The organism is Proteiniclasticum ruminis DSM 24773 (assembly GCF_000701905.1).
GTDB lineage: Bacteria > Bacillota > Clostridia > Clostridiales > Clostridiaceae > Proteiniclasticum > Proteiniclasticum ruminis.
The window spans coordinates 113,050-125,856 of sequence record NZ_JNKC01000007.1 but is presented as its reverse complement, the minus strand read 5'-3'; the positions used below and the strand labels follow the sequence as shown (position 1 = coordinate 125,856).

The window sequence follows — 12,807 nt, the reverse complement described above, 5'->3', positions numbered from 1 at the left end:
TTTTACGTTTATATTGGTTTCCATATAGAATCTACAACTGAATATGTTAAATAATTAACTATTTAATGCCAATTCATATTTTATCAATTTTTCGGCTCAGGTGGTTCTATAATGTAAAAATTGAGGAAGTCTTTTTCGGCTGAGGTTCAGGCAGTTTGCTTTGCCAGAAGGGAAATAATTCCTGTAAGCCTCTATAAAAAAACAAATATGGAGAGAAAGTGATGAAGTTAGTATAAAAACTCTGTGATTTTTTTGAGACGAGATTGATTTTCAGGAGGGAGGTTCTATATAATGTGCTCTCGTGCAGAGGTTGCACTATGAAAAACGAAAATTTCGGAGGAAATGAAAATGAGCCATATAGATCAGATCATTCATCTTATGGATGAAGCAAAGAAAAAGAACCCCCTGGTGGACTTTCTTATTAATTATGTGACAGCCAATGAGCTGACCAGTATCACATCTTATTTCGGAGGAACTCCTGTTATGACAGATGATCCTATCGATGCTGCTGAGGTGGTGGAGTATGCGAAGGTAGATGCTTTGGTGTTCAACATCGGAACCGTAACCAATAAGCAGGTCAATGCTATGATTGAAGCAGGGAAGAAAGCGACAGAGCTTAACATTCCAATCATACTGGATCCTGTTGCAGCAGGTGCGACACCTTTCCGCTCCGCATCCATCAGAAGAATGCTGGAGGAGCTGAAGATTTCTGTCATCAAAGGAAATCTGGCGGAAGTGAAGGCATGTCTTGGTGTGGAGACTACTTCCAAGGGCGTAGACTCCAATGAGGATGAAAGCGAAGCAGAAAAGTATGTGGTTGCTCTGGCGAAAAAATACAACTGCGTGGTTGCCATGACTGGCATTGAAGATGTCATCAGCGACGGCACAAGGGTTGTACGAATCAAGAACGGCTCCAAGAACCTGCCTAAGGTCATCGGAACCGGATGCACCATCGGAGCTCTTGTGGGTACTTTCAGTGGTGTTACAAAGGATTACTTCTACAGCGCCATGACTGGTGTCATCATCATGGGTATTGCTGGTGAGATTGCGGATACCATGGTAGAAAAAGGCGAAGGATACTATACCTACAAGCATCATCTTTTGGATACTCTTTCCATTCTCAGCAATGATGCTGTAAGAGAAAGAGCGAATATTGTAGATGTTGCAGTTGAAGAGATTGCAGTATAAGGAGTAATGAATGAATCTGAGAAATCATGTAGAGAAGCTCTACGCACAGAAATTCGAGGAGAAATATCCTCTGGTCTGCTTTCTGACCAATTATGTGACCGTACTGGATTTGGTGGATATGTGCATTCATTCCGGAGGTTCACCGGTGCTGACGGATGAAATCTCGGAAGCTCATGAAATGGTGGAGTATTCCAAGTCCCAAGCGGTGGTCATGAACTTTGGCACCATCAACAGGGAGTATCTGGACATTATGACGTTGACAGGAAAAACTGCCAATAGAGTTCATGTGCCTGTAATTCTGGATCCTGCAGCCATCACCGCTTCTTCTTTCAGAAAGTATGCCATTGAGCATCTTCTGAAAGAGGTGAAGGTGGATATTCTCAAAGGGAACCTTGGTGAAATCAAGTTTATTTTAGGATATGAAACAAAAAACAAGGGCATCGACTCTTTTGAGGATGAAAATGGAGCCGAGAAGTACTGCATCGAGCTTGCAGAAAAGCTGGGCGCGGTGGTGGTGATGACAGGGAAAACAGATATCATCACCGATGGAAAGAGAATGGCCAAAGTATCCAATGGAGATGCCAAACTGAAGAAAATCTGCGGAGCTGGATCTTCTGTGGCTGCCATCATGGCGACCTATTCAGGTCTCACAAAGGACTACTTCTTAAGTGCTACTGTTGGGTGCGCTGTCATGGGCGTAGCCTCTGAGATGGCAGAAGAAAGAATGAAGGAAAGAGAAGGCATCCGCACGTTCAAGACCTATGTACATGATGCGGTTTCTATGATGGAAACGAAGGAGCTCATGAACAGGCTGAACCTTGTGGAAGTTGAGTTAGATTAGAAGAAGTGCATGCTGTGATCAGATATCTCTGGTTTACAGCATGCTTTTTTCTTCAGACCATTGCAAAATTTTTCTGAATCCCTTAAGATATATAGGTATCGATGATACGGGTTTGCTACTATGGCTCAGTCGGTAGAGCAGCTGATTCGTAATCAGCAGGTCGCCGGTTCGATTCCGGCTAGTAGCTCCAAAGAAAAAAACGTCAGTGAATTTTCACTGGCGTTTTTTTCTTTTATAAATCAGAAGATCCATCAGTTTATGAGAAGAGACCTTGACATCCACTGAAGTCTCAAAGAGTGCTGTTTTTCTATGCCCATGGTGAAAGAAAATGGTCTTAGATCCAGAGTTTTCAAGAGATACTCCTGCTGATCCAGTTCTTTTTTCAGATAGTAGGTCAGATCAGAGCCCTTGGCTGACATCCCGTAGATGAAACCATCCTGTGGGCTCTTGGTGAAGATCTTTAGGGTTTTATTTGTGATGGGATCCATGGAATATATGGAGTCGTGATCATGAAAATAGATGGTGTTCTGAGATTTCAGAAGTGTGCTGTAATTTTTGGTATAGTACACTGTTTCATCCTTTATCGGAGACCACAATCTGGTCAGATGATTTCCATAACGGAAAACACCTCTTTTAAAATTATAGAAATATAGAGCGCCATCTCCATCAATGCCGATCCACCCCTGATCTGTTGGAATCAAACCCGTTTGGATGGCTTTATAGGAAGATTCATCATACGTGGTGTCAGTGGATAGGTAGGGAGCGTTCCAGTTTTTATGAGCGGGCTCTGTCTTTCTCATGGCGTCATCACTAAGAAGAAAGAACCTGTGATTCACTCTTCCTGGCTCATCGGGCTGGGGATCTCCCCAGGTGGCATCCACATGATAGTACTGTCCGTTCAAACGGATCAGGTTCCAGGCGTGATTCATCTCTTTTGAATAGATGTAGTGGGTCTCGATTCCGAGATAATCTCTCATGATGAGCGTATATGCGGACGCATACCCTTGGCAAACTGCTTGGTTTTCTGTAAATACACCATATACAGTATAAAGGGAGTCCTTTTCCCCTGCGGTATAACTGGTTTCCAGAATCAGCTTGTCATAGACATAGAGCGCCTTCTCAAAATCGGTCCAGGTTTCATCAAGATCTGAAAGAAACAAGGTAATCTTTTCCTCCAGCTTCCGTTTCATATCAGGAATCATGGACTTGGGATAATAATAATCCAGGTTCAGCTGAAGAACTTCATTGTGCTCACTGATCAGAGCTGAGGTGCTGTAGCTGAGATAGAAAAAATGAGGTGTTTCATTATAAAGTCTGTAGTAGATTTCAAAAGCCTGGCTGCTGGTAAGATGAAACTCCTCTAATGCAATAGTGTCTTCATAAGCCGTCACAGCTTGAAGAAACCGGCTTTTGATTTTCTGATAATCAGCCTCCTTATACATCCCGGGATTAACCCTGGAGGCTTCAGCGGACAAGAAGGACCCGGAAAAGACAGCCGCTTTGGGGAAAGCTTCCGTGTATTCCTGTACTGTTCCCACCTTTTTCCTCGTCTCTCCGGATGCATTGGATGACAGGGGAATCATCATTAGACTTAATAGAATGAGAAGAATTACTTTACGAAGTAATGCCTTCATGGCAGATCTCCTTTATAGTGTTTGATAATTTATTATACAGTTGAAGAGAATAGAATAGCTACAAGAAAAAAACGCCATGAATCTTATGGAATCACAAATATTCACAACTGAATAATTTGTGAATACAAAGATATTTATTTTAATTTAAAATTAATATCTTCCATTGTTTATTAGTCGTTAAATATTTGACATTATACGACATAAAACGTAAAATTTTCTTACAAGATATAATATTTTTCCATTCGAAGAATAAACTGTAGGCGGGATCTTATGAAAGCAGAAAAGAAAAGAGTTATCGGAGTCATTGGAACTGTCCTCATTTTAGTCACTGCGCTTCTTGTTTCTGATACAGGTGCTCTTTCTATGGAGTCTTTCCGAGGTATTGCCATCCTTGCCGCAGCTCTTCTTATGCTCATTACAGAACCCATCCCTCCTGGAATCGTTGCGCCGCTGGTCCTGGTTCTGCTTCCACTTCTTGGTGTGGTCACCTTTGATCAGGCTTTGAAGAGTTCCATGACCACACTTTTTCTTTTTCTGATGGCCTGTTATGGCATCTCCATGGTTCTACTGAAGTCTTCTATCCCAGAAAGGCTTGCTGTTTTTCTCCTGGCAAAGTCTCATGGCCGCCCCCTTTATGTGGTGGGTGCCTTTATGCTGGGCACTGCGCTCATTTCCTCTGTGGTTTCCAATGTGCCCTGTGCAGTTATTATGACAGGACTTGCAGCCAGAGTGCTTCATTCGATGGGAGAGGATATGGGAAAGAGTCCTTTAGGAAAAGCAATGATGATGTCCGTGCCTTTTGGCGCTGTTTTTGGAGGAATGATGACGCCTGCCGGAAGTTCACTGAATGTACTGTCCATTAGTTTGGTGGAGGAAGCCACGGGACAGAAGGTTCTATTTACAGAATGGATGCTGCTGGGAATTCCCCTGGCTCTGATCCTAATTTTCCTTTCTGTACCAATTCTGACTCTGCTTTTCAAGGTGAAACCTGTGGAAGAGGACACCATGCAGAAAGTTCTTAGGGAGATGCACAATCACGAGAAGCTCTCGAGATACGATAGAAAAGCCTTGATGATTCTACTTGTGACATTTGTTCTCTGGGTAATGACTTCCTGGGTCCCATGGCTAAATGTGACGATGGTTTCGGTACTGACACTCACAGTCTTTTTTCTTCCTGGTTTGGATATGCTCACGTGGAAGGAGTATTCCAGGGAATGCGGATGGGACACCATTCTCATCTGCAGCGCCATATTGTCTGTAGGTGCAGCTCTAGTGGAAACAGGGGTGACTGCTTTTCTTGTGACGGCCATATCGCCGTATTTCACCAATACAGTGCTTCTGGTTTTTCTCTTAATCATCGCTCTACTGGTGAACTGGACACATCTTCTTATACCCACCGCATCGGCCATTGTGGTTCTTTATGCTTCAAGCTTTGCAGCGCTTTCAGAATCCTATGGATATGATCCCAGAATGATCAGTTTTATTGTGGCAGCCATGGCCAGCTGTGTTCTCCTGATTCCTTTTGATCCTGTAGTCATGGTTTCCTATACCAAAGGATCCTATACAATGAAAGAGCTCTTTACAGCGGGAACTGTTGTATCCACCATCTGGGCCATACTCCTTGCTCTTTGGGTTCCGATTGCTTTTCTGTTTATCTAGGGGGAAACAAAGTTATGGAAGATCTGTTTTCACTTTCTATGGCACAATACACACTGATTTTAGGGATGATCTCCCAGACTGATTTTAAGAATCTGTCGAAACTGAATACGCTGACCTGTGCTTTTGAATGGGAAGGAGGCACTGTAGAGAGACTTCAGAGGATCGGGAATGATCTTATTTCGAGAAATGACTGTTTCCGCCTGGTACCTGTGTACCGTTTCCCATGGCGCTGGCGGCAGTACATCCGATCTTTTCAGACGGAGAAATTTGAAGTGTTGCCTTTCTATACGGACGAAGAGTATGAGAACTGGCTTCAAAAAGAAAAGGACCGGGGAATCCGGCTTCTGAAAGATCAGCTCTACTCGATAAAGGTGCTGAGAAGAGCTTCAGGGGATCTGACTTTATGGATTCAGATGCATCACTTCCTCACCGATGGCTACAGTATGAAGCTTCTGGCGAAAGAAATCCGCATGCTGAACCGGTGTTATGAGGAGAATCAGCCGGTGCCTCCTACAATAAGCGGTTCTTACAGAGAGTTTGTAGAGAAAGAAAAAGAGTATAGAAGAAGCAAAGCATTTAAGGAAGATCAGACCTACTGGAAAGAAAAGCTCAGAATGAGACGGGATTTTTCTTTTCCAGGAGGAAAAAGATCCATGAAGATTGACTGCGTTTCAAAATCTATTCTTCTAAGGGGAGACCTTTATGAAGGGCTCACTGCTCTTCATAAAGAGCTGCAGGTTTCTATGCCGAGTCTTTTGGAGTCTATGGCAGCACTTCTTATATATAGGATTCAAGGGAACACCACCTTCACTTTAGGTACATTGAACTATGGAAGAATGGATGGCAGAAGCAGGCAGACCATGGGGTGCATGATGAACTCTCCGCCGCTTCTCATTGAAGTGAATCCGGAGGAAACATTTGAGTCCTTTGCGAAAAGAAACTATGAAGAGAATCTGGAGATGCTCCGCCATATAAGGTTCAGCACACTGGATGTGACCCCTCTATCTTATGGGCTATGCCTTTCTCATGGTCTCAACTTTAATTTCAATTGGATTCTGTTCTCCTATATGGATTATGAAGCGGTGTTCCAGGAAAGCTATCCCAAGGGAAGAATGTTCTGGTCCAATACCAATGTCTCTCAGTTTTATGCAGCAATATTTGATATGCCGAAAAACAAAGAGATCTCTTTTGAACTCCGGTATCAGAAAAAAAGATTCCAGGAGGAGGACATCAAAAGTCTTCTGGTATCTTATCGTTACCTCGTCCGGGAGGTGCTGGAACGTTCAGACTGCCGGATGAAGGAGTTCTTTGTGGATAGGGAGGGGATTTCTTATGATCTTGGAGATGCTGAGAAAAAGAGCACAGTCCAGTGATGTATGTGCTGTGGATATCCATGGTAATAGGATGACTTTTAAAATGCTCCATGAGCGTTCGGATGCCTTGGCTTCATATTTTTTAAAAACACTGGAGCCAAAGGCAAAGGTTATGATTCTTGGCGATAAGGAGAATGAGTATCTCACGGTGATGTTTGCCTGCCTGAAATCGGGAAGAGCTTATGTGCCTCTTACATCATCCTTACCAAAGGAAAGAGCTCTATTTATCTTGAAAGATTCAGAAGCTTCCTTAGTGATTTCATTTTCGGATGGGGATCTCGGTCAAAAAGAAGTCCCTGTGATAAAAGAATCAGAACTTCTGGAGATTATATATGAGTACAGGAAGGAGAAGGTTTCCGAAGAGTCCTGGCTTTCTTATGAGGGAATGATGGCGCTGCTCTATACTTCCGGGAGTACCGGAAATCCTAAAGGCGTGATGAATGCGCTGGGTGATCTGGAAAATCTTTTTCTTGCATCGGAGGAGTTTTATATAGGGGGACATCAAGAAAAGGTTATGAACAACTTCTCCTATATGTTTTCAGCTCATATGCAGCATGTCTATCGAACCATGGTTCTCATGGGATCAACGCTTTATGCGGTCCCGTCAGAGTATCAGAAAGACCCTGAAAAGCTTCTGAATCAATATCTTAAGATTCAACCGGAGTATCTGGGGCTCATTGCCACTTCCTGCAGTATGCTCCTCATGGATGAGAGGTTCTCTGCATCTCATCTTCCTCAGCTGAAATCCATCGCTTTAGCAGGAGAGGTCTGCGGAAAAGAGCTTGTGAAGGAAGTCTTTAGAAGGTTTCCAAAGATCACAGTGAAGATTCAGTATGCGTCTACAGAACTGACCACGGTCGCCATTGGCTGCACACTGACAAAGGACGCGGTAGATGAGCTTATTGAAGAGAGGATTCCTCTAGGTAAAGCAGTTCCTTCTATAGATGCAGTCCTTGTGGATGAAGAAGGAAACCTGGTACCTGAAGGAGAAAAAGGTGAACTGGTTATTTTTTCAAGAAGACTCTGTGATGGCTACTATAAACTGGAAGAGGAAACAAAGCGCACCTTTTTTGTCACGGATTCTGGCAGGAGAGGTTTTCGGACCAAAGACCTTATGATAAAAAAAGAAGGCCTCTATTATTATCTGGGCAGATTGGACAACAGAGTCAAAATTGGCGGGAACCGTGTGGAGCTGGAGGAAGTGGAGAGCGCACTCAATGAGGAAGAATGGATACATCAGAGCGTGGTTAGGCCTGTTGTGGATAAGGAAGGTACTGTGAAGTTTCTTGTGGCCTATGTGACCCTCACTTCAACTTATGAGAACCGGTCAAAGCTGTTTCTGGACATCAGGAAAGGCTTGAAAGAGAGACTTCCATCGTATATGATTCCACAGAAAATTATAGGAATGGATGTCTTTCCCCAAAACAGCAGCGGTAAAATTGACCGTTTTGCCATGAGACTTCATCATGAGGCGTTATATTCTTACGGTAAGTAAACAACGAGGGGGGAAGAACGTGGAACGAAATGAAATCGCAACTGATGCACTGCTTGAGATTTTTGGGTTGGATATAATGGAGCTGGAAGAGGACATGGATCTACTGGATAACGGTCTTTTAGATTCCCTATCCATGGTGAATCTGATTATGTATCTTGAGGTTCGGCTTGGAAGGAGAATCGATCGAAAAGATTATTGTATGGAGGATCTGAGAAGTGTCTCCAAGATCAAAAAGTTTCTACTTTACCTAAAATGAAATAGTATCTTAAAAACTGCGTCTGATTGCTTCAGTGAAACGAAGCTGAAATACAGACGCAGTTTTTTGTGGGTAAAATAAAGCGGATGGCTTGAATAAAGAGAAATACATGTCACTGATAATGAAATAAACTGAAATAAGGATTGATAAATTATTATCAATCCTTATTAGTGAGAAGGGGATTTTTCGATATTTTTGCCACAAGCATCATTCGTTCCGGAAAGAGATCGGACCTGAATCATGAAACGTTTCATCGTCAGGTTGACCCAATCATGAGGATCTGGGACGATAGGTGCTCAATTTTTTGCTGTATTTCTATTTCTATTTTTATTTTATAAGAAAATGCGTGAAACGTTTCATGTCAAGAAATGACAATGAAATAGAGAGGTAATGGTTTTCAAGAAGTATATAAAAATCGCAACCATAATGTCTAATAATTCAACTTTCGAAATAGCAGTGCTGTTTAATGATAAATCCATAAAATGAATAGGAAACAAAAGTGTAAATGAATTCAGAATATCTGATGTTACTCCGATTTATGAATTGTTAAATAAATAACAAAAATTGACAGAGTTATGAAAACGATATAAATTGTGGCTAGGAAAAACATTTCCTGTAAGCGCGATATTTCATGAAATAAATTACAAAGTATACTTTGAGGAGAAGCCGATGAATAAGTTTGATACCCGGGGAAACAACACTGAAACCATTGATCGCATTATTGCATACTATAATTCCTATAGTGCAGTAGAAAAAAGAATTGCGGATTATATTCTGAGTCATCAGGATGAGATTGCAGGACTAACAACAGTGGAGCTATCTGAAAGATGTGAAACAAGTCCCGCTTCTATCATCCGTTTCAGTAAGGCCATAGGCTTTAGAGGATATAACGAACTCAAATATTATATGGAGAATCAGATTCTCTCTTCCTATGGAATAGAACAAGCCATCGATGAAGAAGATGATATTGCAAAAATAAAACAGAAGTTCGCAAAGATCAATCAGATGATCATCGATGACACCATGCAGATGATAGACAATCAGGAGATGGAAAAAGCCATCGATGCCATAACATCTGCCAGACGGATCTTAATCATCGGCGAAGGTGGATCGGGATCCATCTGTTTCAGTACTTATAATCTGCTGCTGCAGCTGGGTTTGCCTTGTGTTGTGGAAACCGATGCATTCTTGCAGGTTATGGCAGCTACACATTTAACAGAAGAGGATGTGGTCATCGCCATCATCCATAGTGGACGAACGAAAAATACGCTGGATTCAATGCGGCAGGCAAGAAGAAATGGAGCAAAAATCATATGCATCACAGGCTATCAGAAGACACCCATGTCTGATGAAGCGGACATTCTTCTTTTCTCAACATCTAGGGAAACACTATCTCTAAGTGACGTGCCTGCTGCAAGAATCAGTGAGCTGTGTGTTATTGGTGTACTGCAGCTGGGGATTCTAGCAAAGGACTTTGAGAATTACTCGAAGAACAATGAAAAATCAAAAGAGGCATATAGCCTGAAAAGAGTATAAATGTTTAGGGGGATACATGATATGAAAAAGAAGATAAGCGCACTCGCGCTGATGCTTCTCGTTTCGTTACCACTGTTCAGCGGATGCGTTGGCGCATCTGATAATAACGGGACTGGAGATGAGAAGCTATATCCTAAAATGACATTAAGAATGACAGTCAATGGAACAGATATTGCCACCGATACAAAAACAGCAATAAAGTTTTCTGAACTTGTCAAAGAAGCATCAGGCGGAAATATTGAAATCAAAGTATTTACCAATGACCAGCTTGCGGGAGGTAATGGAACGAAAGGCGTGGAAATGGTTGCCCAGGGCGCTACTGAAATAGCCGCATACGCTTCCAGTGCCATGGCAGTTCTTGATCAGAAGCTGCTCGTAGGTACAATTCCATGGATATTCGATGACTACTCACAGGCAAGACAAGTGATTGACGCTTCAGGCGGAGAGTATTATGGAAAGCTTCTGGAAGATAAAGGGCTTACTTATATGGGATCTGTACATAATGGATTCAGACAGATCACTAACAGCAAAAGACCGGTTAAAACACCGGATGACGTGGCAAAGCTGAAGGTCAGAGTTCCTGGTGGAGAAGTGTATATGAATTTCTGGAGAGCCTTCGGTGCAGATCCAGTGGCCATGAGCTGGAGCGAAGTGTTCACAGCCCTTCAGCAGGGAACCATCGACGGTCAGGAAAATGGATTCAGTGTGACCAATTCAGCGAATATGTATGAGATACAGAAGTATATGACTGTTTGGAATTATACCTATGAAAATTATCTTTTTGTGATGAACACAAAGAAATTCAATGAGCTGCCTGAAGAGACGCAGAAACTTCTTCATGAAAAAGCCCTGGAAGCCTGCGAATGGGGAAGAGATATGGTGGAGAAAGAGGAACGGGAACTGATTGAAAAGTTCAGATCCTTTGGTATGGAAGTGACTGAGCTATCCAGCGAAGAACTTGTGCCCTTCAAAGAGAAGATTTCAGATCTTCAGAAGTATTTTGTTGATAAATACGGCGAAGAAGCAGCAGCAGCTTTTGGCCTGATGGAATAGGAGGGAGAACCAGATGAAAAAGATACTAGATCATTTTGAAGAAATTCTATCAGCGGGGTGTCTCCTGGCGATGACCATCCTTGCGTTTGTCAATGTAATCTCCAGATTTGTCTTCAAAGCATCTCTGTCCTTTACAGATGAGATTACAACAAACCTCTTTGTTCTCCTGACTCTAGCGGGTGCATCTCTTGCCGCAAAGCGCAATGCGCACCTTGGACTGAACCTTGTGACGGATAATCTATCAGCAAAATGGCAGAAGAGCTTGAACATTGTTGCGAACCTGCTGGGCGTTCTTTTCACGGGTATTCTTGTATATTTTGGTGTCATTATGGCATATAACGAGTATCGCCTGGAACAGCTCACTGCCGGAATGCAGCTGCCCGAGTGGATCTTTGGTGCATTTGTACCATTCGGAGGAATTCTTCTTCTTCTGAGATTTATCCAAAAAACCATTGAAGCGGTAAAGGAGGAAGTATAGAAAATGACAACAGTAGTATTATTTGCAACCTTTGTTGTACTTCTCCTCATGAATGTGCCGATTGCCATAACCTTAGGATTATCCTCTCTAGCTGCACTCATCGTTGAGAATATAGATTTTATTGTAGTACCCATGAACGTGTATGCGGCATCTAGTAAGTTTGTGCTTCTGGCGATTCCATTCTTTATTCTAGGTGGAAATATCATGGAAAAAGCCGGAATCTCCAAGAGACTCATAGACCTTGCAGAAGCATTTGTTGGACATCTAAAGGGTGGTATGGCCATGGTGGTGGTCATCGTAGCGTGCTTCTTTGCAGCCATATCAGGATCGGGTCCTGCAACCGTTGCAGCCCTTGGCATGATCCTCATTCCGGCCATGGCGAAGACCGGATACTCCACAGAATTCTCCTCAGCTCTTATGGCTTCAGCAGGTGCCATCGGTGTAATCATTCCACCGTCCATCACCTTTGTGGTGTACGGATCCATTGCTGGAGCATCCATTGGTACTCTTTTTATCGCAGGTGTTATTCCAGGAATACTGATGGGACTGGGCCTGGCGATTGTAGCTCTTCTAGTAGGCAGAAAACTTCAGCTGAAGACGCTGCCAAAAACATCAGGAAGAGACAGATGGCTCGCTTTTAAAGACGCTTTTTGGGGTCTGCTCATGCCAGTCATCATCTTAGGTGGAATCTATGGCGGAATCTTCACACCAACTGAAGCTGCTGCAGTTTCAGCAGTCTATGGACTTGTCGTGGGCATCTTCATCTATAAGAGCATCAATCTGAAGGATGTGTATGGACTTCTTGTAGATTCTGCTTCACAAACCTCTGTAGTTATGCTGATCACCGCAACCGCAAGTCTCTTTGCCTGGGTGATTACTGTATCTGGAATAGGAAACGCCATCAGCACTATGTTCATTAGTTTCACAGGAGGAAGTACAGTAATTTTCTTCATCATCGTGAACATCATCCTTCTCATTGCAGGCGCATTTCTGGATTCCACTTCTGCACTCTATATCTTCACACCACTGTTTCTGCCTGTGGCAAACGCGCTGGGCGTGAATCTGATTCATCTGGGTGTGGTGATGATCGTGAACCTGGCTATTGGACTTGTGACGCCTCCTGTTGGGGTGAACCTTTATGTGGCCTGCGGTATCGGAAAAGTGAACTTAGCGAAGATATCGAAAGCGGCGATTCCGTTGATCCTTATGTCGCTCCTCATACTTATTCTTGTTACTTATGTACCACAAGTATCCTTATTTCTGACGAACCTCATGTAGATTACTGAAACGAACA

General features: G+C 42.9%; 11 protein-coding genes and 1 tRNA gene. 11 read left to right on the top strand and 1 reads right to left on the bottom strand.

Features of this window, described 5'->3' with window-relative positions:
• Positions 1-348: 348 nt before the first annotated feature.
• The 3 genes from thiM (T487_RS0109875) to T487_RS0109865 all read left to right on the top strand — a co-directional run bounded on the left by thiM (T487_RS0109875) (position 349) and on the right by T487_RS0109865 (position 2,219).
• The gene (thiM, locus tag T487_RS0109875; protein WP_051651650.1) at positions 349-1,188 is read left to right on the top strand and encodes a hydroxyethylthiazole kinase; all 840 of its coding nucleotides are present in this window, start codon (positions 349-351) and stop codon (positions 1,186-1,188) included.
• Between the two features lie 10 nt (positions 1,189-1,198).
• Positions 1,199-2,029 (top strand): hydroxyethylthiazole kinase, encoded by an 831-nt coding sequence (gene thiM, locus T487_RS0109870; RefSeq protein ID WP_031576855.1) that lies wholly within the window; start codon positions 1,199-1,201, stop codon positions 2,027-2,029.
• A 114-nt stretch (positions 2,030-2,143) separates the two neighbouring features.
• Positions 2,144-2,219: transfer RNA gene (locus T487_RS0109865), tRNA-Thr, on the top strand.
• Between the two features lie 61 nt (positions 2,220-2,280).
• Here T487_RS0109865 and T487_RS15960 read toward each other — a convergent pair.
• On the bottom strand, positions 2,281-3,663 hold the full coding sequence (locus T487_RS15960; protein WP_031576854.1) for a transglutaminase domain-containing protein: 1,383 nt from the start codon (positions 3,661-3,663) through the stop codon (positions 2,281-2,283).
• 270 nt (positions 3,664-3,933) lie between these two features.
• Between T487_RS15960 and T487_RS0109855 the strand changes: the two genes are divergently transcribed.
• The 8 genes from T487_RS0109855 to T487_RS0109820 all read left to right on the top strand — a co-directional run bounded on the left by T487_RS0109855 (position 3,934) and on the right by T487_RS0109820 (position 12,791).
• Positions 3,934-5,322, top strand: coding sequence for an SLC13 family permease (locus T487_RS0109855; RefSeq protein ID WP_031576853.1), 1,389 nt, complete (start codon positions 3,934-3,936; stop codon positions 5,320-5,322).
• A gap of 14 nt (positions 5,323-5,336) precedes the next feature.
• Positions 5,337-6,695: a condensation domain-containing protein gene (locus T487_RS0109850; protein ID WP_031576852.1), complete on the top strand. Its 1,359-nt coding sequence runs from the start codon at positions 5,337-5,339 to the stop codon at positions 6,693-6,695.
• On the top strand, positions 6,655-8,190 hold the full coding sequence (locus tag T487_RS0109845; RefSeq protein WP_031576851.1) for an AMP-binding protein: 1,536 nt from the start codon (positions 6,655-6,657) through the stop codon (positions 8,188-8,190). Before T487_RS0109850 ends, T487_RS0109845 begins: the two co-directional genes overlap by 41 nt.
• 19 nt (positions 8,191-8,209) lie before the next feature.
• Positions 8,210-8,446: a phosphopantetheine-binding protein gene (locus T487_RS0109840; RefSeq protein WP_031576849.1), complete on the top strand. Its 237-nt coding sequence runs from the start codon at positions 8,210-8,212 to the stop codon at positions 8,444-8,446.
• Between the two features lie 669 nt (positions 8,447-9,115).
• The gene (locus tag T487_RS0109835) at positions 9,116-9,982 is read left to right on the top strand and encodes a MurR/RpiR family transcriptional regulator (RefSeq protein WP_031576848.1); all 867 of its coding nucleotides are present in this window, start codon (positions 9,116-9,118) and stop codon (positions 9,980-9,982) included.
• Between the two features lie 21 nt (positions 9,983-10,003).
• Positions 10,004-11,035, top strand: coding sequence for a DctP family TRAP transporter solute-binding subunit (locus T487_RS0109830; protein ID WP_031576847.1), 1,032 nt, complete (start codon positions 10,004-10,006; stop codon positions 11,033-11,035).
• Positions 11,036-11,048: 13 nt separating this feature from the next.
• A complete protein-coding gene (locus T487_RS0109825; RefSeq protein ID WP_031576846.1) occupies positions 11,049-11,513 on the top strand; it encodes a TRAP transporter small permease in 465 nt (154 codons plus the stop codon).
• Positions 11,514-11,516: 3 nt separating this feature from the next.
• Entirely contained in the window at positions 11,517-12,791 is a 1,275-nt protein-coding gene (locus T487_RS0109820) for a TRAP transporter large permease (protein ID WP_031576844.1), read from the top strand.
• Positions 12,792-12,807 lie beyond the last annotated feature (16 nt).